26 protein-coding genes are annotated in these 18,947 nt (G+C 62.8%); 13 read left to right on the forward strand and 13 right to left on the reverse strand.

Annotated features, from left to right (window positions below):
- Nucleotides 1–29 precede the first annotated feature (29 nt).
- Both LB553_RS03430 and LB553_RS03435 read left to right on the forward strand, forming a co-directional pair.
- The gene (locus tag LB553_RS03430) at nt 30–1,055 is read left to right on the forward strand and encodes a class I fructose-bisphosphate aldolase (protein WP_224510676.1); all 1,026 of its coding nucleotides are present in this window, start codon (nt 30–32) and stop codon (nt 1,053–1,055) included.
- A 257-nt stretch (nt 1,056–1,312) separates the two neighbouring features.
- Complete coding sequence (locus tag LB553_RS03435; protein ID WP_224510678.1) at nt 1,313–2,053, forward strand: DUF899 domain-containing protein; 741 nt, start codon at nt 1,313–1,315, stop codon at nt 2,051–2,053.
- Nucleotides 2,054–2,136: 83 nt separating this feature from the next.
- Here LB553_RS03435 and LB553_RS03440 read toward each other — a convergent pair whose 3' ends face one another.
- The gene (locus tag LB553_RS03440; protein ID WP_040985195.1) at nt 2,137–2,316 is read right to left on the reverse strand and encodes a hypothetical protein; all 180 of its coding nucleotides are present in this window, start codon (nt 2,314–2,316) and stop codon (nt 2,137–2,139) included.
- A 178-nt stretch (nt 2,317–2,494) separates the two neighbouring features.
- On the opposite strand from LB553_RS03440, the gene LB553_RS03445 reads away from it, so the two are divergent.
- The 3 genes from LB553_RS03445 (at nt 2,495) to LB553_RS03450 (ending at nt 3,731) form a co-directional block, all read left to right on the forward strand.
- On the forward strand, nt 2,495–2,659 hold the full coding sequence (locus LB553_RS03445) for a hypothetical protein (protein ID WP_224510681.1): 165 nt from the start codon (nt 2,495–2,497) through the stop codon (nt 2,657–2,659).
- A gap of 208 nt (nt 2,660–2,867) precedes the next feature.
- Nucleotides 2,868–2,993, forward strand: coding sequence for a hypothetical protein (locus LB553_RS30445; RefSeq protein WP_263483911.1), 126 nt, complete (start codon nt 2,868–2,870; stop codon nt 2,991–2,993).
- Between the two features lie 18 nt (nt 2,994–3,011).
- Nucleotides 3,012–3,731 carry a helix-turn-helix transcriptional regulator gene (locus tag LB553_RS03450; protein WP_224510683.1) on the forward strand — a complete coding sequence of 240 codons (720 nt, stop codon included), beginning with the start codon at nt 3,012–3,014 and terminating at the stop codon, nt 3,729–3,731.
- A 71-nt stretch (nt 3,732–3,802) separates the two neighbouring features.
- Here LB553_RS03450 and LB553_RS03455 read toward each other — a convergent pair whose 3' ends face one another.
- The 3 genes from LB553_RS03455 to LB553_RS03465 form a co-directional block, all read right to left on the reverse strand.
- Nucleotides 3,803–4,501 (reverse strand): DUF1013 domain-containing protein, encoded by a 699-nt coding sequence (locus tag LB553_RS03455; protein ID WP_224510685.1) that lies wholly within the window; start codon nt 4,499–4,501, stop codon nt 3,803–3,805.
- 255 nt (nt 4,502–4,756) lie between these two features.
- Nucleotides 4,757–4,897, reverse strand: a complete 141-nt coding sequence (locus LB553_RS03460; RefSeq protein WP_071074868.1) for a DUF1127 domain-containing protein — start codon at nt 4,895–4,897, stop codon at nt 4,757–4,759.
- Between the two features lie 298 nt (nt 4,898–5,195).
- On the reverse strand, nt 5,196–6,203 hold the full coding sequence (locus LB553_RS03465; RefSeq protein ID WP_224510687.1) for an NAD(P)H-quinone oxidoreductase: 1,008 nt from the start codon (nt 6,201–6,203) through the stop codon (nt 5,196–5,198).
- Between the two features lie 111 nt (nt 6,204–6,314).
- Between LB553_RS03465 and LB553_RS03470 the strand changes: the two genes are divergently transcribed.
- The 3 genes from LB553_RS03470 (at nt 6,315) to LB553_RS03480 (ending at nt 8,157) form a co-directional block, all read left to right on the forward strand.
- Nucleotides 6,315–6,509, forward strand: coding sequence for a DUF1192 domain-containing protein (locus LB553_RS03470; protein ID WP_040998812.1), 195 nt, complete (start codon nt 6,315–6,317; stop codon nt 6,507–6,509).
- A gap of 92 nt (nt 6,510–6,601) precedes the next feature.
- Nucleotides 6,602–7,849, forward strand: a complete 1,248-nt coding sequence (locus tag LB553_RS03475) for an MFS transporter (protein ID WP_224510689.1) — start codon at nt 6,602–6,604, stop codon at nt 7,847–7,849.
- Between the two features lie 32 nt (nt 7,850–7,881).
- Nucleotides 7,882–8,157, forward strand: coding sequence for an ArsR/SmtB family transcription factor (locus LB553_RS03480; RefSeq protein ID WP_224510690.1), 276 nt, complete (start codon nt 7,882–7,884; stop codon nt 8,155–8,157).
- Between the two features lie 61 nt (nt 8,158–8,218).
- Here LB553_RS03480 and LB553_RS03485 read toward each other — a convergent pair whose 3' ends face one another.
- The 4 genes from LB553_RS03485 to LB553_RS03500 all read right to left on the reverse strand — a co-directional run bounded on the left by LB553_RS03485 (nt 8,219) and on the right by LB553_RS03500 (nt 10,649).
- The gene (locus LB553_RS03485) at nt 8,219–8,713 is read right to left on the reverse strand and encodes an SRPBCC family protein (RefSeq protein ID WP_224510692.1); all 495 of its coding nucleotides are present in this window, start codon (nt 8,711–8,713) and stop codon (nt 8,219–8,221) included.
- 11 nt (nt 8,714–8,724) lie between these two features.
- The gene (locus tag LB553_RS03490) at nt 8,725–9,060 is read right to left on the reverse strand and encodes an ArsR/SmtB family transcription factor (RefSeq protein WP_224510694.1); all 336 of its coding nucleotides are present in this window, start codon (nt 9,058–9,060) and stop codon (nt 8,725–8,727) included.
- Between the two features lie 6 nt (nt 9,061–9,066).
- A complete protein-coding gene (locus LB553_RS03495; RefSeq protein ID WP_224510696.1) occupies nt 9,067–9,723 on the reverse strand; it encodes a glutathione S-transferase family protein in 657 nt (218 codons plus the stop codon).
- A 98-nt stretch (nt 9,724–9,821) separates the two neighbouring features.
- Nucleotides 9,822–10,649, reverse strand: a complete 828-nt coding sequence (locus LB553_RS03500; protein WP_224510698.1) for an alpha/beta fold hydrolase — start codon at nt 10,647–10,649, stop codon at nt 9,822–9,824.
- A gap of 86 nt (nt 10,650–10,735) precedes the next feature.
- Here LB553_RS03500 and LB553_RS03505 point away from each other — a divergent pair, with 86 nt between their 5' ends.
- The gene (locus tag LB553_RS03505) at nt 10,736–11,254 is read left to right on the forward strand and encodes a winged helix-turn-helix transcriptional regulator (RefSeq protein WP_224510699.1); all 519 of its coding nucleotides are present in this window, start codon (nt 10,736–10,738) and stop codon (nt 11,252–11,254) included.
- A gap of 169 nt (nt 11,255–11,423) precedes the next feature.
- Here the strand turns inward: LB553_RS03505 and LB553_RS03510 are convergent, their stop codons facing one another.
- From LB553_RS03510 to LB553_RS03520, 3 genes are all read right to left on the reverse strand, one after another.
- Nucleotides 11,424–11,825: a hypothetical protein gene (locus LB553_RS03510; protein WP_224510701.1), complete on the reverse strand. Its 402-nt coding sequence runs from the start codon at nt 11,823–11,825 to the stop codon at nt 11,424–11,426.
- A gap of 230 nt (nt 11,826–12,055) precedes the next feature.
- Nucleotides 12,056–12,238, reverse strand: coding sequence for a 50S ribosomal protein L32 (rpmF, locus tag LB553_RS03515; RefSeq protein WP_006203806.1), 183 nt, complete (start codon nt 12,236–12,238; stop codon nt 12,056–12,058).
- Between the two features lie 154 nt (nt 12,239–12,392).
- The gene (locus tag LB553_RS03520) at nt 12,393–13,100 is read right to left on the reverse strand and encodes a transglycosylase domain-containing protein (RefSeq protein WP_224510703.1); all 708 of its coding nucleotides are present in this window, start codon (nt 13,098–13,100) and stop codon (nt 12,393–12,395) included.
- A gap of 128 nt (nt 13,101–13,228) precedes the next feature.
- Here LB553_RS03520 and LB553_RS03525 point away from each other — a divergent pair, with 128 nt between their 5' ends.
- On the forward strand, nt 13,229–14,146 hold the full coding sequence (locus LB553_RS03525; protein ID WP_411962097.1) for a polyprenyl synthetase family protein: 918 nt from the start codon (nt 13,229–13,231) through the stop codon (nt 14,144–14,146).
- Between the two features lie 263 nt (nt 14,147–14,409).
- On the forward strand, nt 14,410–14,628 hold the full coding sequence (locus tag LB553_RS03530; protein ID WP_224510705.1) for a tautomerase family protein: 219 nt from the start codon (nt 14,410–14,412) through the stop codon (nt 14,626–14,628).
- Between the two features lie 75 nt (nt 14,629–14,703).
- Here the strand turns inward: LB553_RS03530 and LB553_RS03535 are convergent, their stop codons facing one another.
- Nucleotides 14,704–15,678, reverse strand: coding sequence for an alpha/beta fold hydrolase (locus tag LB553_RS03535; protein WP_224510707.1), 975 nt, complete (start codon nt 15,676–15,678; stop codon nt 14,704–14,706).
- Between the two features lie 244 nt (nt 15,679–15,922).
- On the opposite strand from LB553_RS03535, the gene LB553_RS03540 reads away from it, so the two are divergent.
- Nucleotides 15,923–16,459, forward strand: coding sequence for an HXXEE domain-containing protein (locus LB553_RS03540; RefSeq protein WP_224510710.1), 537 nt, complete (start codon nt 15,923–15,925; stop codon nt 16,457–16,459).
- Nucleotides 16,460–16,511: 52 nt separating this feature from the next.
- Here LB553_RS03540 and LB553_RS03545 read toward each other — a convergent pair whose 3' ends face one another.
- Nucleotides 16,512–18,515 carry a PAS domain-containing sensor histidine kinase gene (locus LB553_RS03545; protein ID WP_224510712.1) on the reverse strand — a complete coding sequence of 668 codons (2,004 nt, stop codon included), beginning with the start codon at nt 18,513–18,515 and terminating at the stop codon, nt 16,512–16,514.
- Between the two features lie 94 nt (nt 18,516–18,609).
- On the opposite strand from LB553_RS03545, the gene LB553_RS03550 reads away from it, so the two are divergent.
- Nucleotides 18,610–18,933, forward strand: a complete 324-nt coding sequence (locus LB553_RS03550; RefSeq protein WP_224510714.1) for a hypothetical protein — start codon at nt 18,610–18,612, stop codon at nt 18,931–18,933.
- The last annotated feature ends 14 nt before the right edge of the window (nt 18,934–18,947 follow it).

An 18,947-nucleotide genomic window follows, 5' to 3' on the forward strand; every position in this document is an offset into this window, starting at 1 on the left:
CGGAATAAACGCAGCGTAGGAGAGCACCCATGAGCGAACGTCTCGAAGATATCGCCGCCGCGATGGTGAGCGGTGGCAAGGGCCTTTTGGCCGCCGATGAGAGCTCCGGCACCATCAAGAAGCGTTTCGACGTCATCGGCGTCGAGTCGACCGCCGATAACCGGCGCGACTATCGCGAGATGATGTTCCGCACCAAGGAGGCAATGACGAAATACATCTCCGGCGTCATCCTCTATGACGAGACCATCCGCCAGAAGGCCGCCGACGGCACGCCGCTGGTCGACATCATCAAGGCGTCCGGCGCCATTCCCGGCATCAAGGTCGATCTCGGCGCCAAGCCTCTCGCCGGCTTTCCCGGCGACACTATCACCGAGGGTCTGGACGGGCTGCGCGAGCGGCTCGCCGACTATTACAAGCTCGGCGCCCGCTTCGCCAAATGGCGCGCCGTGATCGACATCGACACCGGCAAGGGCGTGCCCTCGGCCAATTCGATCGCCTCGAACACCCACGCGCTGGCCCGCTATGCCGCGCTCTGCCAGGAAGCCGGCATCGTGCCGATCGTCGAGCCGGAAGTGCTGATGGACGGGGCGCATTCGATCGACACCTGCTACGACGTCTCCAAGGCGACGCTCGTCAAGCTCTATGACGAACTCTACGCGGCACGTGTCGTGCTCGAAGGGTCGATCCTTAAGCCGAACATGGTCATCTCCGGCAAGAAGTCGGGCAAGACCGACGCGCCTGAGGAAATCGCCGAAAAGACGATAAAGCTGTTCCGCGAAGTGGTGCCGGCGGCAGTGCCCGGCATTGCGTTCCTCTCCGGCGGCCAGGAGGACGAGGAGGCGACCGCGAACCTCAACGCCATCAACGCCATCGGACCGCACCCTTGGAAGCTCACCTTCTCCTATGGCCGCGCGCTGCAGGCCGCGCCGCAGAAGGCGTGGAGCGGCAAGGCCTCGAACATCGCCGCCGGCCAGGCCGCCTTCACCCACCGCGCCCATATGAACCATCTGGCGGCGCTCGGGAAATGGCAGCCGGCACTGGAAAAGGCCGCCTGACGCCAGCCTTTCGCATCACACGCAAAGCCCGGGCCAGCGGCCCGGGTTTTGTTTTTTGCCGACAGGATTCCTACCTGATGCAGCGAAACGGCGGCGGCCGATGCATGTCGCCCAAAAGCGCGTGCCGGTCTGGGAATACGACATGCATAAAAACGAAAACATAAAGCGCGTCGCCTGAATTCCTTTCAGCGCGACGGGCTTTATGTCGGATCGCGCCCATGTCGAACGTCCTTGGCAGGAGAGGACAGGAGATGGTCATGCAACGCAATGCCGTGGTTTCGCGCGAAGACTGGTTCGAGGCGCATCGCAAGCATCTGGAACGCGAGAAGGAACTGACAAAGTTCCGCGACCTTATTGCCGCCGAACGGCAGCAACTGCCCTGGTTCAAGCTGCGCAAGGATTATGTCTTCGAGAGCGAGGCGGGGCCGAAACGCTTGGCGGAGCTGTTCGCGGGCAAGAGCCAGCTCATCGTCTATCATTTCATGATGACGCCGGGCTCCGACCACCGCTGCGAGGGCTGCTCGTTCCTCGCCGACCATATCGACGGCGCAAACCAGCACCTGAAGCATCATGATGTTTCATTGGTCGTCGTCTCGCGCGCGCCGTTGGCCGAGATCCTGCCCTACAAGCGGCGCATGGGCTGGAAGTTCGACTGGATGTCGTCCTATGCCTCAGACTTCAACTTCGACCTGCAGGTCTCCTTTACCGACAGGCAGATTGCGGCGCGCGAAACCACATACAATTTCGAGAAGCGCCCGTTGCGGTCGAAGGACCTGCCCGGCACAAGCATCTTCTATCGCAACGAGCGCGGCGACATCTTCCTCACCTTCATGTCGCGCGCCCGCGGCGGCGACGCGCTGATCGGTGCTTATCATTATCTCGACATGACGCCCAAGGGCCGCAACGAGACCGGCCCCTATCACGGACTGATGGACTGGGTACGTCTGCACGACGAATACCAGGACAAGGCCAAGAACCGGCCGGACTGCTGTGCGTGAACGGCATCGTTCACGTCAGCCCAAACGTGCGCTAGGTCAGGACGCGCCACTCGCGGGCCGTCCTCACCCGAACATGGCCAGGCCTACGCCCAGTGCCCAAGCACCGCCGCCAGCGAGATCGCTGCCATCGCCAGCAGCGCCAGCTTCCAGAAATCGCCGCGCCGCTTCAGCCCCGGCCAGCCCAGCGGTTTGATGACCTGGATCAGCATGATGCCGATGATGACTAGGGCGAGCAGTTTCGTCATGCCGCCTTTGACCAGCATCGACGGCGGCTGTCAAAGCTGTTCTCAAGGCACACCTCGGTCGGAACAGAAATCGGGTTGATTTGCACCCTTCGAGAGGCGCCACACCGCTTTCTTCGGCACCCTGCCAACCTCCTGACAGACTGCTGTCAGGAGAGGTGTGAGATACTCTTCTCATCAAAAAGAGAGGAGTGAGGTCATGAACGGTTTTACCATTCTGCGTAGCGTGCAGCACTATGTCGGCAGGATCCGCACCGTGCGCAACGAGATCCGCACCCAGCGTTTCCTGAACAACTTGCCGGCGGACATCCGCAAGGACATTGGCTGGCCGGACCTTTACACCGGCCGCATACGCGAAAACTGAAATTTTGCCGCCGCGACTTGGATTGTGGCGCTGCCGCGCCCAGATGTAATGCCGCCTAGTGATGTCGAGTTCAGGGAATGAAGCCTTGTTTGCTGATGGTTTCGCCATAGCCTCCTGACAGTAGGTTGTCAGGAGGCCTGCGATAATTAGAACGGCTTCGATCCTGACAACAACGAATATGATCCCGACGATCCGGAGTAATCCGCGTATGGTGAAAAGCTGGAACGACACGCTGAACACGCCGGGCATCAACGGCATCAAGCCGTCGCCGCGACTGTCCTTCGGGACGAAATTCGTTGCCGCGCAGCGCAAGCGCGAAGGGCTGAAGCCATAAACCCCGGGGGAGAAATCGATGCGCCGCGCCGACAGGCTTTTCCAGATCGTGCAGCATTTGCGGGGTGGCCGGCTGGTCACCGCGCAGAAGCTCGGCACGTGGCTCGAGGTTTCCGAGCGCACCATCTACCGCGACATAGCCGACCTGCAGTCGACGGGCGTGCCGATCGATGGCGAAGCGGGCGTCGGCTACATGATGCGGGAGGGTTTCGATCTTCCGCCGCTGATGTTCACGCGTGACGAGATCGTGGCGCTGGTTGCCGGCGCCCGCATGGTGCGCGCCTTCGGCGGCGCCGCGATGGCGAGGGCCGCCGACGAGGCTCTGGTCAAGATCGGCGCCGTGCTGCCCGACTCGGAAAAGGACCGCATCGCCCGCACCGAGATCCACACGCCGATGTGGGTGGTGAGCGACGCCGCGCGGGAAGCGATCGACCTGATCGAGCGCGCCATCGAGAAGCGCCAGGTACTGACCATCGACTATTCGGACGAAGCCGGCCGCGGCACCGCGCGCGATATCAGGCCGTTGGGTCTGTGGTTCTGGGGCAAGGTCTGGACCCTGGTTGCCTGGTGCGAGATGCGCGACGATTTCCGCGCCTTCCGCATCGACCGCATCGCCTCGGTCGTCATTGCCGGCCGCATCTTCAAGCCGGAGCGCGGCAAGCAGCTCGCCGATTTCTACCGCGCCGTCGAGCGCAGCGAGGATTACGGCATGGCGCCCGACCGCGCCGCGCGGACGTGACTTCCTCCCAAGCCACTGTCCAATAAAAAAGCCCGCTTCGAGCGGGCTTTTTTATTTGGACGCCGGGAGGCTTACTCCTGATCGTCGTCTTCGTCCTTGTCCTTCGACTTGAGCGCCGAGAGCTTGGCGAAGACGGCGTTGGCGTCGAGCTCCTGATCCTCGTCCTTCGGCTTCTCGGGCGCGGGCACCAGCCGTTCGGTGAGCGCGGCGGGCAGCAGCGTGTCGCCGGCGGGCTGCGGCTGCTCGCGGCCGCGCGAGGCGCGGTTGACCTCGAGGTCGAGATCGATCTGCGAGGTGAGGCCGAGCGTCACCGGATCCATCGGCTGCAGATTGGCCGAATTCCAGTGCTTGCGTTCGCGGATCTGCTCGATCGTCGACTTGGTGGTGCCCACGAGACGGGCAATTTGCGCGTCCTTGAGCTCGGGGTGGTTGCGCACCAGCCACAGGATGGCGTTCGGCCGGTCCTGGCGCTTCGACAGCGGCGTGTAGCGCGGGCCCTTGCGCTTTGATTCCGGCACCCGCACCTTCGGCTCGGACAGCTTCAGCCGGTAATTGACGTCCTTCTCGCCGCGCGCGATCTCGTCGCGCGTCAGCTGCCCGGTGATGATCGGGTCCATGCCCTTGATGCCCTGCGCCGACTCGCCGTCGGCGATCGCCTTGACCTCGAGCGGATGCAGCCCGCAGAACTGCGCGATCTGCTCGAAGGAGAGCGCGGTGTTGTCGACCAGCCAGACGGCGGTCGCCTTGGGCATCAGCAGCGAATTGGCCATATCAAAAATCCTTCTCGTTCGCCCGCGTTCCCGCGCGGGCGGTGGTTTTAGAGCCACCAAAATGGGAAATTCGCGGCCTGTATAAACGCTCCCTCCAATTTTCGCAATGTTTTTGGGAAGGGCCCGATTCACGGCCCTAAAAAGACAAAGCCCGCTGGACGAGGTCCAGCGGGCTCGGAACCGGAAACGAAGCAAGCGTCTCGACGGCTCTGGCTTGCATGTCCCAGCCCGGCCTTGCGGTCGGGCTGCGTCTGATTACACCGCCTGGCGGGCGATGCGCTCGATGTCGGCACGGTTGATGCCGAGGTCGCTCAGCTGGCGGGCGTTGAGCTTGTTCAGCTCGCGCACGGTCTCGTTGTACATGCGCCACTTACGGAAAGCACGGATCGGGTTCATGATGGTTTCTCCAGTCGTTGGTTAAATCGTTTGATGCCGCGTAAATAGGCATGTCTGCCCACAAATTGAACGGACGCTTTTGCATGGCCGCAATGCGTTTTGTGCATTGCACCATTAAGCCTTTATTCAGCTACCCAAAAGGCACGCGGGGCGCCGCAGGATGTGCGGAGATTCAGGTCAGGCCGAGACGAAAATGGCAGCTTCCGAGAACCGGAGCGGAGCGTACTTAAGTACGTGAGCACCGGAAGCTCACGAAGCTGCCATTTGCAGGCCGGCCTCACCTGAATGTGCGCACATCCTAGCCGACGTCGAGGACGATCTTGCCGATATGCTCGCCCTCTTCCATCCGCTCATGCGCCCGCCAGGCTTCGGTCAGCGGAAAGATCATGTCCATGACGGGTGCCACCTTGCGCGTGCCGAGCAGCGGCCATACCTGGGCCTCCAGCGCGGCCGCGACCGCCGCCTTGAACTCGACGCTACGCGGCCTGAGCGTCGAGCCGGTGTGGGTCAGGCGCTTGACCATGAGCGTTGCGAAATTGGTGCTTGCGACAGCGCCGGCCTGCACGGCGATCTGGACGATGCGCCCCTCGACGGCCGCGGCTTCGTAGTTGCGCGCGACATAGTCGCCGCCGACCATGTCGAGGATGACCTCGGCGCCCTTGCCGCCGGTCGCATCCTTGACCGCGGCGACGAAATCCTCCTGGCGATAGTTGATCGCCCGGCCGGCCCCGAGGTTGAGGCAGGCGTCGCATTTCTCCTTGCTGCCGGCGGTGGTGATCACATAAGCGCCGAATGCCGCGGCGAGTTGGATGGCGGTGGTGCCGATGCCGGACGAGCCGCCATGGACAAGCAGCGTCTCGCCCTTCTTCAGGCCGCCGCGCTCGAACACATTGTGCCAGACGGTAAAATAGTTCTCCGGCACGGCGGCGGCTTCCGAATAGGTGAAGCCGGCCGGGATCGGCAGCACGCTGCCGGCATGGACTTTGACGTACTCGGCATAGCCGCCGCCCGGCGTCAGTGCGCAGACCCGGTCGCCGATGCGCCAGCGCGATATCTCGTCGCCGAGCACCGCGATTTCGCCGGCCACTTCGAGGCCGGGCAAGTCCGAAGCGCCGGGTGGCGGCGGATAGGCGCCCTTGCGCTGCTGGACATCCGGCCGGTTGACGCCGGCCGCATGCACGCGGATCACCACCTCGCCTGGACCAGGCGCCGGCACGTCGCGCGTTTCCGGCTTGAGCACTCTTGGCCCACCGGGCTGCGAGATCGCGATGGCTGTCATCGTCGCCGGAATCTTCTGACTTGCCATGGCTTGCCGTCTCCTTGTGTCGATCTGTTCTCGGCCGTTTGCATCGGCGCCCCTGCCCTATGTATGCTGATTGCCAAATCAGGCAAATGGCCAAGCAAGGGAGAAGCGACGATGGCGATCTTCGACGATGAACCCAGGAAGAAGCCGCGCCCGCACGAGATCGGCCAGGACCTCTCGCTGCTTTCGGTCGACGAATTGTCCGAGCGCATTGCGATGCTGCGCGACGAGATCGCCCGGCTGGAAGAGGCACGGGCCGCCAAGGGGGCCACCAAATCCGCGGCCGAGGCACTGTTTCGCAGAGGATAGTTCCACCAGCGCGCCAGTCCGCCCCGGAAAAGCCTGATTGCGCCTGCCAGACGCTGAAACACCTGCGCCCGAAATTCCAGCCGGATCAGCCCATGTTTGCAACCTACAGACCGATCCTCTCGCTGCTGCGCGGCACGGCGTTCCTGCTCGCCGCCTCCGGCCTGCACGGGCTGCTCCTGCCGCTGCGCGGCCAGGTGGAAGGCTTTTCGACTGCATCGCTCGGCCTGATGGGCACGGCCTGGGCGGGCGGCTTCGTCGCCGGCTGTTTCTTCGCGCCCCGCCTTGTTCGCCGTGCCGGTCATGTCAGGGCTTTCGGCGCCTTCGCCGCGTCCGGCGCGATCGTCGCGCTGCTCACCGGCCTCATCATCGACGAATATGTCTGGATTCTTTTGCGCGCCTTCACAGGTTTCACCATGGCTGGCGCCTTCATGGTGATTGAGAGCTGGCTCAACGAGAAGGCCACCAACGAAAACCGGGGCACCGTCTTCGGTCTCTACATGATGGTCACCTATGCCTCGATCATGGGCGGTCAGATGATCGTCGCCGGCGGCGATGTGCGCTCAGCCTCGTTGTTCATGATCACCGGCATCCTGTTTTGCCTGTCGCTCATTCCGACCGCCGTGTCGACGCAGTCGCATCCGAAGCCCCTGCAGGACGTCAAGCTCGACGTCAAAGGCCTCTACGCCAATTCGCCGGTGTCGGCGGTGGCCTGCCTCCTGATCGGCATCGCCAACGGCGCCTGGGGCACGCTCGGCGCCGTCTATGGCGCCCGCATCGGCATCTCCACCGCCGAGATCGCGCTGATGATGAGCCTTGTGGTCATCGCCGGCGCCGCCATGCAGCTTCCGGCTGGGCGTCTCTCGGACACCACCGACCGCCGCTTCGTTCTGGCCGGCGCAGCCTTCGGCGCGGCGCTGGTCGCGGTGCTGATCTTCCTGTTCGCGCCGCGTTCGGGCGTCTTCGTCATCGTGCTGACCGCCGCCTATGGCGCCTTCGCCTATACGCTTTATTCGATCGCCGTCGCGCATGCCAACGACCACGCGCGCGCCGAGGACTTCGTCAAGGTTTCCGGCGGCCTGTTGCTGCTCTACGGTTTCGGCACGATGATTGGACCGCTCCTGGCCGCGGCCTTGATGGGTTCGGTGCGTCCGGAGGGCCTTTTCCTTGCAACCGCGCTCGCCCATCTCAGCCTCGCCGGCTACACGCTGCTGCGTATCCGCGCCCGCGCGCCGGTGCCGATCGAAAACCGCGATGCCTTCAAGACACAACCCGCGGACCGCGCGGTCACGCCCGAGGCAACGCGGCTCGATCCGCGCAGAAAGGTTGAAACCAATAGTTGAGATTCAGAAGACTTTGCCTCACAAATAAAGGCATGATGTTTTCTGACGCCTTCGTGGCGATAGCCGATCCCAATCGGCGCTATCTCTTGGAAGAACTCCGGCGCGGCCCGAAGACGGTGAACGAATTGGCGGCCGGGTTGCCTGTCTCACGCCCGGCGGTCTCCCAGCATCTGAAGGTCCTGCTCGATGCCGGCCTGGTCAACGCCAAGGCCGAAGGCACAAGGCGCGTCTATACTGTCAGCAGCGCCGGCTTCCTCAGGCTCAATATCTGGCTCGACCAGTTCTGGGAAACGGCGCCTGGGGGATAGTCTTTGGCGATTGATGCATGTCGCTCAGAAGTGTGCAGCGGTTCTGAGACAACGACAGGCATCAAGACCCAAAGCGCGATGCGCTTTGGCCGGAGCCCTCAGTTCTCAGTGCCGTGCCGAGCGCGTCGAGCAATTCGCCGGTGCCGTGCTCGCGGGTGGCCGGTGAGTCGATGCCGTCGAAAAAGGCGCCCTGTTCCGTCAGGATGAGCCGCGTTCCCTTGCCTTCGGCGATGAGCTCTATCGTCGCAAGCGACACGGAGACCCGGGTTTCGCCGAACAAGAGCTCATAGCTGTAGACGATGCGCCGGTTAGGCACGATATCGTGATAGACCGCGTTGTAGAAATGCATCTGTCCGTCGCTGGGACAGCCGGCATTCAGTTCCTTGCCGCCGACCCGAAAATCCATCTCATGCCGGCTGGGCATGGGGTTGTCGGGGTCGAAGAACCAGCGCTTCTTCGCCGTCGGATCGCTTAGCGCGAAATAGACCTTTTCCGGCGCCGTCGGATAGACGCGCTCGATGACGAAGGTGGAATGGACGACGGATCGTTCGCTCATGACAGGACCCCTCAGGTTTCATCTTTCGTTTCAGCGAGGAAATCGCCGAGGCGGTCGAGCCGACGCTCCCAGGCGAGCCGCCGCTCGTTGATCCAGTGCTCGGCCGACCGAAGCGCCTGCGGCTCGATCCGGCAGGTCCGCACCCGGCCAAGCTTTTCGGTCCGCACCAGGCCGCTTGCCTCGAGCACGTTGAGATGCTGGACGACGGCCGACAACGACATTGCCAGCGGTTCAGCCAGCTGGCTGACCGACGCCGGCCCGCGCGACAGACGGTCCACCATCTGCCGCCGCGCCGGGTCGGCGAGCGCCTGGAACATCAGGTCGAGCTGCGCGGGATCGTGGAGCACGTCGCTCTAGCCGTTATTGTACGGAAAGAGCTTGAAGTAAGGTCGCGCTTCCTCGATCACCCGGGCGAAGGACGGGCGCGCGAGCAGCCGGTCGTGGTAGCGTTTCAAGGCCGGGAATTTTTCGCCGAAGGGCTCGACCTTGTTGGCGTAGAACAGCGCCGGCGAGGCGGCGCAGTCGGCCATGGTGAAGCTTTCGCCTACGGCCCAGGTTCTTGCCGCCATCTCCTCGTCGACAATGGCGTAGGAGTTGCGCAGCTGCGCGCGGGCCTCCTCGACCCCGAACGGATCGGTCTTGTCCGTCGGCCGCAGCCTGTCGCCGACCATCTTCTGCATCGGATGCTGCACGTAGAAATCGTAGAAGCGGTCTGCCTGGCGGACCTGCAGGGCGAGATCGATATCGGCGGGAATGAGCTCGACCGGCCCGGGGTAATGCGCGGCGAGATATTCGACGACGATGGTCGACTCCAGCACCGTGCGGTCCCGCGCATCGTCACGCAGCGCCGGCATCTTGCCGGTCGGCGACACCTTCAGGAAGGTGGCGCGGGAAGCCTCGTCGCCGAGGTCGACAATGACCGGCTCGAATGGCGTGTCGTTCTCGTAAAGCGCGATTAGCGGCTTCCAGCAGAACGAGGCCAGCGGGTGGAAATGCAGCGTCAGGGACATTCCGGCTCTCTTTCGCATTCGGATAATCGGACCGATACTGAAGTAATTACTTCACTATTGTTGTGGACGGCTCGAGTCAAGCCGGCGTCTTGCCGGCGCTAGCCGTGTGCGGCGATGGCCTTGATGATCTGCGGCCAGTCGTTGCGGTGCAGTTCGTGGCCACCGCCTTTGATCTTGACCAGTTCTGCGCCGAGAACAGCCTTGGCGAGCGCTTCGCCATGTCCGATCGGGAAGAGCGGATCGGCGCTACCGTGGATGACGAGCAGCGGCACGCGCAGATCCCGCACCGTGCGCTGCGGGCCGCCGCCTTTGAGCAGGAAATGGTTGGTCGCGCTGGCGAGACCGCCGGAGCGGTCGTAATCCTCCTCGATCATCTTGCGCGTCCGCCCCTCATCGAACGGATGGCGAGTGCTGGCAATGGCGCGGGCATCCTTGACCATGAAGTCGAGCACCTGCTCCCGCTTCAACCAGTCGACGTTGCCGCCTTCGGCCGAGTGCTCTTTGTAAGCCTCGGTCGTTCCGGGCAGGGCGGACGTATCGACGCCGAGCGGCGAACAGGAGATCACGGTGAGCGCTCTGACGCGTTCGGGATATTTCAGCGCCACGCTTTGCGCGAGCATGCCGCCCATCGACATGCCGGCGACATGCGCTCTGGTGACGCTATGGTCGTCGAGCACGCGCATGGCGTCGTCCACCATGTCCTCGAACGTGTAGGGCGGCGCGCCCGGTGGATATTTCGTCGACAGGCCGGTGTCGCGGTTGTCGTAGCGAATGACGAAGCGGCCACGCGCGGCAAGTTGCCGGCAGAAGGCTTCGGGCCACCACAGCATCGAGGCCATGGCGCCCATGATCAAAAGGATCGGCGGATCTTTCGGACTGCCGAAGCTTTCCGAAACGATGTCGGGGCGCCGCGCCGCGTTGGTCATCTGCTCTTCCTATCCGATTGCATTTTGCAATCAGTTGCACGATAATCAAACCGATATCATAATGCAACTGGTTTCTGGAGAATACCATGAGCATCGACCGTCGGTCCGGCTGCCCAATCAATCTGTCGCTCGAAGTCTTTGGCGACCGCTGGAGCCTGATCATCCTGCGCGACATGATCTTCGGCGGCCGACGCCATTTCCGCGAGTTGCTCAACGGCTCGCTGGAAGGCATCGCCTCCAATATCCTGGCCGACCGGCTGAAACGGCTGATGGAGCTTGGCCTGCTGACCAAGGCCGACGACCCCAGCCACAAGCAGAAGGCGATCTACAGCCTGACCGAGATGGCGATCACCCTGGTGCCCATCATGGCGCAGCTTGGCGCCTGGGGACGCGTCTGGCTGCCGGTCACGGAAGAATTGTCGATCCGCGCCGAGCTGCTCGAAAAAGGCGGTCCGCCGCTATGGGAGCAATTCATGGACGAACTGCGTCACGAGCATCTCGGAGCGCCATCGAAGACGCCGCCGGGCACGCCGACCGTGCGCCAGCAACTACGGGCTGCCTACGAGGAAGTGGTCGCGCGAAAGGCTGAGGCCGTCACGACATGAACACCGCCTATAGCCACAGCGCTGTGGGATGTGCTGCGATTCAGGTCAGAGCGAGTCGAGAACGATGGCTTCCGAGAACCGGAGCGGAGCGTACTTTAAGTACGTGAGCACCGGAAGCGCAGGAAGCCGTCGTTCGCAGGCCGGCCTCACCTGAATATCGGCACATCCCTCAGTTTAGGTTTATATCCCGGCTGGCCGACCGCATCGACACCGAGAAGCCGGCCAGCACGTCGAACAGCGCGATGATCATCAGCGTGAAGAAGACGGAATGCGCCGCGCCCTTCACCAGCAGGAATTCGACCAGAAAGGCGATGAAGACCAGCGTCGACAAAAGATGATCCAGGATCGATGCATTGGTCGTGCGCACCGATTTCGAGATCTCGACGAACAGGAAGATCAGGCCGATCAGCACCATCAGGTCGCCCAGCGTCATCGAGAACACGCCGCCCGACATCATGCGGAAGGAGAACATCTCAGTCATCCACGGATCGTCGCCGCCGTCGAACAATCCCAGCAGGCCGAGATTGTAGAGGACGAAGGGCAGTATCAGCAGCGGAACAGCACCGAACATCTGGGCGACTCCAAGGGAATACCCTTTTGTAAAATCCGCGGCAGGCGCGTCGTCAAGGTTTTTCGCTGGCGCTGGCGAACACGCTATAAGACCTAATGAAATAACGATGTCAGCCGGTTGCCCGATTTTTCTGCAAGGTGCGCAACTCAGGCCTCCATCGACCAGGGCCAGACGCAAAAAGACCGGCCAAAGGCCGGTCTTTTGAAACGTCAGAAACCCTCGGAAGCTTCTCAGCTTTCCTTCGGCTCCAGAACCTGGCGGCCGCGATACATGCCGGTCTTCAAGTCGATGTGATGCGGGCGGCGCATTTCGCCGGAATTCTTGTCCTCGACATATGTCGGGGCCTTGAGGGCGTCGGCCGAGCGGCGCATGCCGCGCTTCGACGGAGAGGTTTTTCTTTTTGGAACGGCCATGGATATGCTCCACTACATGGTCAAAATGCCCCGGCAACCCTCGCGAAAGGGCCGCATCGAGGCCATAATCTGAGAAAGTCGGGTGCCTATACACGCCTTGCGCCGTTTTGGCCAGCGCTGGCCGCGAATTTTTTTGAGCCGGCGACGCTTCGTCCTAGTCCAGGCACCCGACATAGGCGCCTGAGCGACTGGCGCGCCGCTCGATCAGCGAGGCCAGCCGCCGCAATCCCGGACCCGGCCTGGCCGGATTGCGCGCGATCGGATTGGGCAGGCTGACGGCGAGCAGCGCCGCCTGTCTTCGCGACAATTGCTTGGCCGAGACGCCGAAATGGTGCCGGGCGGCGGCCTCGATGCCGTAGATGCCCGGCCCCCATTCGGCGATGTTGAGATAGATCTCCATGATCCGCCGCTTCGACATAACCGCGTCGAAATAGACGGCCAGCGGCAGCTCGACCACCTTGCGCACGCTGCCCAGCGGCCGCGACCACAAAAAAAGGTTCTTGACCGTCTGCATGGTGATGGTGGAGGCGCCGCGCGTCGCCTCGCCGGCCAGCGCGTCGTCAACCACGCCGCGCAATTCGCCGAGATCGACGCCGCGATGAAAGCAGAACTGCCCGTCCTCCGACATGATCACCGAATGCGCCAGCACCGGTGCCACGTCGTCGATCGACACCCAGCGCCGGTCGTAGTCGGAAAAAGTCACGAGGTCCTTGAGCATCAGCGTCGAGACCGGATGCACGAAGGGTGGCAGATAAAGGAAGGTGAGCACGACCGGGATCGCCGCCAGCACGAGCGCGACTACCAGGCAGCGCCGGGCGATGCGCTTCACACCGGCGCGGTTCAGGCGCCGACGTCGCGCCATGTCCAGCCCTTCGCTTCCATGTTCGACGATCGGTTCCGTCAAGCCGTCCCACCCGTGCCTCGCCCCCATCGGCATAAAGGCGCACGCCTGCTTGCGCAATGTCTGAGTGTCGGCTACCGCTCCCGGCCATGAGCAAAGACGACCAGATCGCCTTCGAAACCGCGCTTTTCATGCGCGCCGCGGCTGTCGAGACCGAGCTGCGCCGGATCCTCGACGCGCGTCCGCTTTCCGGCGAGATCGCGCGGCCGGAGCGCCTGATGGCGGCGATGCGCCACGGCGTGCTCAACGGCGGCAAACGGCTGCGGCCTTTTCTGGTCGTGGAAAGCGCAGCTCTTTTCGCCACCGATGGCGAGGCAGCGCTCCGCGTGGCGGCGGCGCTTGAATGCGTGCATTGCTATTCGCTGATCCACGACGATCTGCCTTCCATGGACGACGATGATCTGCGCCGCGGCCAGCCGACGGTGCACAAGGCCTTCGACGAGGCGACCGCGATCCTTGCCGGCGATGCGCTTTTGACTTTGGCCTTCGACATCATCGCCGACGACGCGACGTTGCTGCCGGCGGAGCGCCGCGCCACCCTGGTCCTCGCACTTGCCCGCGCGGCCGGCGCCGGGGGCATGGTCGGCGGCCAGACGCTCGATCTCGAGGCCGAGCGCAAACGGCCGGACGAAGCCGGTATCATCACCTTGCAGGCGATGAAGACCGGCGCGTTGATACGCTTCGCATGCGAGGCCGGCGCGATCCTTGCCGGCGCGCCGCCCGCCGACCGCGAGCGGCTGGCGGAGTTCGGTTCGGCGATCGGCCTTGCCTTCCAGCTCGCCGACGACCTGCTCGACCTGACGGCGGATGCTGTCCAGATGGGCAAGGCCACCAACAAGGATGCCGCCGCCGGCAAGGCAACGCTTGCTTCGCTGCACGGCCTCGACTGGGCGCGCGGCCAGCTCCACGGCCTGATCGAACAGGCGCATGCGCTGCTCGACCCCTATGGCGAAGCGGCTGAGCTGCTCAAGCAAGCGGCGACTTTCGTGGCGACGCGCAGCAACTGAACGGTGGCGCAGGCCGGCGGCCAATGCCGAGCGATGCGCGCTCCAGGAAAGCGTGGCCGCAAAGCGAGCTGCCGGCGCTGCGGGTAGAGCCGGCAAAGGGTCGGATTGTTCGCTCTACCCGAATACTGCTGTCGATGGCCGGGTGATTATCCCGCATCCGCAGCAATCTATATGCGCTCCAGGACAACGAACGGAGATCGGTTCGGTCGACCACGCTTCGCCGGCCATCCAGCCGTGAAATCCAACCTGAAAGGAACCTGGAAATGCCCTTTGCCAACTTCAAGATGCCCGAGGCCGCCCTCACAAGAGCGCAGAAGGAAGACCTCGTCCACAAGACGACGCAGATGTTCGTCGACTATTTCGGCGAAGGTGTACGCCCCTACACCATGGTGCTGATCGAAGAAGTTCCCGACGGAGGTTACGGCCGCGCCGATGAGGTCTTCATTCTTACCGACGCCTACCGGGCCGAGGATAGTGCCTGACTTGAACCGGGCGAGTCGCTTGCCGGGTGGCACGCCCAACTTTCCGTGTCGGAGCCGATACTCGTTTCCCTTGGATCAGCCCCGGTTCGGCAAGCTCCGCAGGAAATCGATCATCGCGGCGTTGACCTCGTCCGGGCGCTCCTGCTGGGTCCAATGCCCGCAGCCGGGCAGCATCAGCGTATCACGGATTTGCGGGACGAAGTTCCTGAGATTTGCCAACAGTTGATCCATGCCGGGGAAGGCGACCACAAGGTCACGGTCGCCCGCTGCGTAGAGAGCGGGAACCTTGATCCGCGCGCCGGCAAAGGGCGCCATCAGTTCCCAGTTCCGGTCGATGTTGCGGTACCAGTTGAGACCTCCGGCAAAGCCGGTGCGCTGGAATTCGCCGGCGTAGAAATCGCTGTCGCTTTCGCTGAGCCAGTGCGGCAGACTTGCAGGAACCTCGGCGGCTTGCAGGAGGCCTCCGCCGTGCGGGACCATGGCAATTCTGGCGCCGCCGTCCGAAGCGTCTCCCGACAAAGCGGAAAGCATGGCGCGCACCGTGGCTCGCGGGTCCCGTTCCAGCTCCGCCTCGGCAATGCCGGGTTGCTGGAAATAGAGCTGGTAGAACTGGGACTCCGCCGTTCGCGGCATGAGGCTGGTCGGACGCGCATTGCCGCGCGGCCGGAACGGCACGCTGAGGCCGACGACGGCATGGAAGCGGTCCGGCCGTAGCAGCGCGGCATGCCAGGCCACCACCGCACCCCAGTCGTGGCCGACGATGACGGAGCTGGGGACCTCGAGGGCGTCGAGAAGACCCACCATGTCGCCGACCAGATGAAAGAGCGTGTATTGGTCGATCGCTTCCGGCCGGTCGCTCTTGCCGTAGCCTCGCATGTCTGGGGCGACGGCACGGAAGCCCGCCACTGCGAGCGCGCCCAACTGATGCCGCCAGGAATACCAGGATTCAGGGAAGCCATGGCACAAAAGCACCACCGGCCCTTCGCCCTGCTCCGCGACATTGAGGCGGATGCCGTTGGTCTCAACTATCCGCTGTATAGGTTCGCTCACGGCCGCTTCTCATGCTCGCGTTCCACCTCTGATCAATGGCGAAAGCCACACGCCGCAACGGGTGGCCGAAGCCAGCGGGGTGCCAAGTTTTAGAGGCGCGCATCTTCCATTGACTGTCTCAGGGGCGGTCGCGGCAGTCAATATCCGACATGGTCACGTAGCGCCACGGCGTCCACGCACTTGAATAGTTATGACGATGCGCGTCCATTTGTGCAGGATCGCTGACTGAGGAGGCCGGGAACCGATGCTCAAGCTGCAAGCCTGGCTGGCCGATTATTGGGTCATTGGTGCAGGGTTCATGGCAGCATCGCTTATAGCGGCCGCGCCGGTCGTACCGCTTCCGCTGCCGGTGTTCCTGATTTTCCTGCACAGCCCGTTTTACATGATCCATCAGGTCGAAGAGCACACCGGCGACCGATTCCGCAAATTCGCGAACGAAAATGTTTTCGGCGGCCGTGACGCCCTTACCGTTGCTTCGGTTCTCGTCATCAACCTGCCGTTTGTCTGGGGCATCAACCTGCTGGCTCTTTATGCGGCGTTCTTGTGGGGACCCGCTTGGGGCCTGGTTGCCCCCTATGTCATGATCGTGAACGCGCTCGCGCACCTCGTCACATCGGCGCGGCTCGGCAAATACAATCCCGGCCTCGTCACCAGCGTCATTTTGTTTTTGCCGCTGAGCGTCGTTACGATCTGGATGATCGGCCGGACGGGAGGTCTTGTCCCGCAATTGGTCGGTGCATCTCTCGCGATCCTGCTTCACCTGGCGATCATGCGGTGGTGACCCTTCGACACCGCTCTCTCGTCGTCACCTCATAGCATCCGCGGCGACGTCATCAGTCTTGATCGCCGGCAAAACGGCCCTTTGTCCTCAACGGCACCACATTTGCGCTGGCCGGCTGTTCCGGCTCCGGGCTCTGCGCGGCGGCTGCCATATCGGCCCGCGGCAGATAGATCGTCACCGTCGTGCCCTTGCCGACTTCGCTGTCGACCGTGACCGCGCCGCCGGACTGCTGCGCGAAACCGTAGACCTGTGCGAGGCCGAGGCCTGTGCCCTTCTCGGGCCCTTTGGTCGTGAAGAACGGTTCGAAAACCTGCGGAAGCACTTCTGGCGCAATGCCGATGCCTGTGTCGGTCACCCGTAGCGCGACGAACTCACCTTGCAGGCCGGCTGCGTTATCGCCGCTCGACAACAGCATGTTCTCCGCCGTGATCGTTACCAAGCCACCGTCAGGCATGGCGTCCCGCGCGTTGAAGGCAATGTTGACGAGACCAAGCTCCAGTTCGCCGGGATCGACCTTCACCGGCCAGATTTCTGGTCCGACAGCGGCGACCAGTTTCACCGATTTGCGCATGGAGCCGGCTATCATTGCGCGGACGGCTTCCACGCGCTCTGCCAGCGAGACGACCTCGGCGCGGGCAGCCTGCTTGCGCGAGAAGGCCAGCAACTGGCGTGTCAATGCGGCGCCGCGCTGGAGTGCAAGTTCCACGGATTCGGTCGCCCGTTTCATTTCGGGATCGGCGCCGACTTTCTTCCCCAGTCGAACAAAGCTTTCGACCACCGTCAGGAGGTTGTTGAAATCATGCACGATGCTGCCGGTCAGTTGGCCGAGCGCATCCATTTTCTGGGCATGAACGCGTTGCGCTTGCGCCTGCCGCAGTGCGATCTCCGCATCGCGTCGATCGGTAATGTCGCGCGTAATCTTGGCGAACCCGATCAGCTCTCCTCGCTCGTCGCGGATCGGATCGATCACGACATTCGCCCAGAACAGCGTTCCATCCTTGCGGACGCGATGGCCCTCGGTTTCGAAGCGTCCATCCCGTGTTGCCGTATAGAGCGCGCGGCCAGGTAAACCGGCGGCACGGTCATGCTCGGTGTAAAAACGTGAGAAGTGCTGACCGATGATTTCTTCGGCCGCATAGCCCTTGATGCGCTCCGCACCGGCGTTCCAACTGGTCACCAGCCCGTTGGGATCAAGCATGTAAAGCGCATAGTCGGTCACGCCGCTCACCAGAAGGCGGAACTGGCGCTCGCTTTGACGCAAAGCTTCGTGTGCCGCACGGCGTTCGGTGACGTCGCGCGTAACCTTGGCGAATCCTTCGAGCTGGCCTGCGTCGTTATGGATCGGGGTGACGACAACCGATGCCCAGAAACGGCTGCCATCCTTGCGTACGCGCCAACCCTCGCCTTCATACCGCCCGTTCTGCACGGCTGCTTCAAGGACGCGGAGCGGCGTGCCTTTTGCGCGTTCTTCACGAGTATAGAATTTGGAAAAATGCTGGCCCACGATTTCCTCGGCAGCGTAGCCTTTCAGCCGCTCGGCGCCGGCGTTCCAATTGGTGACAATGCCGCTTGGATCGAGCATGTAGATGGCATAGTCGGTCACACCGTCGACAAGGATGCGGAAGCGCCGCTCGCTCTGCAGCAGCGACTGATGCGCGGCCACGCGCTCGGTGATGTCTCGCGTGATCTTTGCGTAGCCGAGAAGAACGCCGTTGCGGTCCAGCACCCGTTGGACAAGGCCGCTCGACCAGAACCTGGTTCCGTCCTTGCGCACCCGCCACCCTTCGGCCTCGTATCTTCCCTCCGCCTTTGCCGCGGCAAGCATCTTGCTCGGGAGGTCCTTCGCCTGATCTTCGGCTGTGAAAAATCGGGAAAAATGTTGCCCCAGGATTTCCGAAGCCGCGTAGCCCTTTATCTTCTCGGCGCCGGCATTCCAGCTGGTGATGAAGCCATCTGCATCGAGAGTGTAGATCGCATAGTCGGCAACAGCGTCGATGAAGAATTCGAGGCGATGGCTGTCGGAAAGATGTTGCGCGTCCGTTGTAGTCAGTGGCATTGTCGAACCCGCATTTTACGCTCGCATTAAGCAGTTCGTCCGGTGACGCTTCAGCATAGGCTCGGCTATCCGGCATAGCAACAAGCTTGGACCAATGGCGACATATTCATCCGCTCTCGCATCCAACCTGACAAACTCGGGCTACTTGTATAGCTTTGCTCCGGAAAATGAGCCTGGAGACGATGAGGAGAACCCCATCGCGCATGGACTCGGCTCTGCCGAGCACGACGAACTGCCCTATAAGGTCGAGTTGTGGAACGCCGCCAAGATTGGCGTCGAACAGGTCCTCGCTGTCACGGCAAATGCCAGCATCGGCTACGCTGCCTATTATGCAGCGACCCGTGAGCATCCGGACCGCTACGTCACCTTGCGGCATAAGAACAATTTCGTTTCGAGATGGAACGGTCCGACGAATTAGGCAGAGGCCTGTCT

The organism is Mesorhizobium sp. CA8 (assembly GCF_020164955.1).
In the GTDB taxonomy this organism is placed as follows: domain Bacteria; phylum Pseudomonadota; class Alphaproteobacteria; order Rhizobiales; family Rhizobiaceae; genus Mesorhizobium.

What these genes read in the sequence shown, in the direction of transcription:
- LB553_RS03510 (WP_224510701.1), bottom strand. Translation starts at nt 11,825, where the DNA reads ATGTTCGGTGCTGTTCCGCTGCTGATACTGCCCTTCGTCCTCTACAAT.
- LB553_RS03550 (WP_224510714.1), top strand. Translation starts at nt 18,610, where the DNA reads ATGGCGACATATTCATCCGCTCTCGCATCCAACCTGACAAACTCGGGC.
- LB553_RS03500 (WP_224510698.1), bottom strand. Translation starts at nt 10,649, where the DNA reads ATGACCAACGCGGCGCGGCGCCCCGACATCGTTTCGGAAAGCTTCGGC.
- LB553_RS03465 (WP_224510687.1), bottom strand. Translation starts at nt 6,203, where the DNA reads ATGGCAAGTCAGAAGATTCCGGCGACGATGACAGCCATCGCGATCTCG.
- LB553_RS03495 (WP_224510696.1), bottom strand. Translation starts at nt 9,723, where the DNA reads ATGTCCCTGACGCTGCATTTCCACCCGCTGGCCTCGTTCTGCTGGAAG.
- LB553_RS03460 (WP_071074868.1), bottom strand. Translation starts at nt 4,897, where the DNA reads ATGAACCCGATCCGTGCTTTCCGTAAGTGGCGCATGTACAACGAGACC.
- LB553_RS03525 (WP_411962097.1), top strand. Translation starts at nt 13,229, where the DNA reads ATGAGCAAAGACGACCAGATCGCCTTCGAAACCGCGCTTTTCATGCGC.
- LB553_RS03445 (WP_224510681.1), top strand. Translation starts at nt 2,495, where the DNA reads ATGAACGGTTTTACCATTCTGCGTAGCGTGCAGCACTATGTCGGCAGG.
- LB553_RS30445 (WP_263483911.1), top strand. Translation starts at nt 2,868, where the DNA reads ATGGTGAAAAGCTGGAACGACACGCTGAACACGCCGGGCATCAACGGC.
- LB553_RS03470 (WP_040998812.1), top strand. Translation starts at nt 6,315, where the DNA reads ATGGCGATCTTCGACGATGAACCCAGGAAGAAGCCGCGCCCGCACGAG.
- LB553_RS03530 (WP_224510705.1), top strand. Translation starts at nt 14,410, where the DNA reads ATGCCCTTTGCCAACTTCAAGATGCCCGAGGCCGCCCTCACAAGAGCG.
- LB553_RS03430 (WP_224510676.1), top strand. Translation starts at nt 30, where the DNA reads ATGAGCGAACGTCTCGAAGATATCGCCGCCGCGATGGTGAGCGGTGGC.
- LB553_RS03540 (WP_224510710.1), top strand. Translation starts at nt 15,923, where the DNA reads ATGCTCAAGCTGCAAGCCTGGCTGGCCGATTATTGGGTCATTGGTGCA.
- LB553_RS03505 (WP_224510699.1), top strand. Translation starts at nt 10,736, where the DNA reads ATGAGCATCGACCGTCGGTCCGGCTGCCCAATCAATCTGTCGCTCGAA.
- LB553_RS03455 (WP_224510685.1), bottom strand. Translation starts at nt 4,501, where the DNA reads ATGGCCAATTCGCTGCTGATGCCCAAGGCGACCGCCGTCTGGCTGGTC.
- LB553_RS03475 (WP_224510689.1), top strand. Translation starts at nt 6,602, where the DNA reads ATGTTTGCAACCTACAGACCGATCCTCTCGCTGCTGCGCGGCACGGCG.
- LB553_RS03450 (WP_224510683.1), top strand. Translation starts at nt 3,012, where the DNA reads ATGCGCCGCGCCGACAGGCTTTTCCAGATCGTGCAGCATTTGCGGGGT.
- LB553_RS03520 (WP_224510703.1), bottom strand. Translation starts at nt 13,100, where the DNA reads ATGGCGCGACGTCGGCGCCTGAACCGCGCCGGTGTGAAGCGCATCGCC.
- LB553_RS03480 (WP_224510690.1), top strand. Translation starts at nt 7,882, where the DNA reads ATGATGTTTTCTGACGCCTTCGTGGCGATAGCCGATCCCAATCGGCGC.
- rpmF (WP_006203806.1), bottom strand. Translation starts at nt 12,238, where the DNA reads ATGGCCGTTCCAAAAAGAAAAACCTCTCCGTCGAAGCGCGGCATGCGC.
- LB553_RS03435 (WP_224510678.1), top strand. Translation starts at nt 1,313, where the DNA reads ATGCAACGCAATGCCGTGGTTTCGCGCGAAGACTGGTTCGAGGCGCAT.
- LB553_RS03440 (WP_040985195.1), bottom strand. Translation starts at nt 2,316, where the DNA reads ATGCTGGTCAAAGGCGGCATGACGAAACTGCTCGCCCTAGTCATCATC.
- LB553_RS03485 (WP_224510692.1), bottom strand. Translation starts at nt 8,713, where the DNA reads ATGAGCGAACGATCCGTCGTCCATTCCACCTTCGTCATCGAGCGCGTC.
- LB553_RS03545 (WP_224510712.1), bottom strand. Translation starts at nt 18,515, where the DNA reads ATGCCACTGACTACAACGGACGCGCAACATCTTTCCGACAGCCATCGC.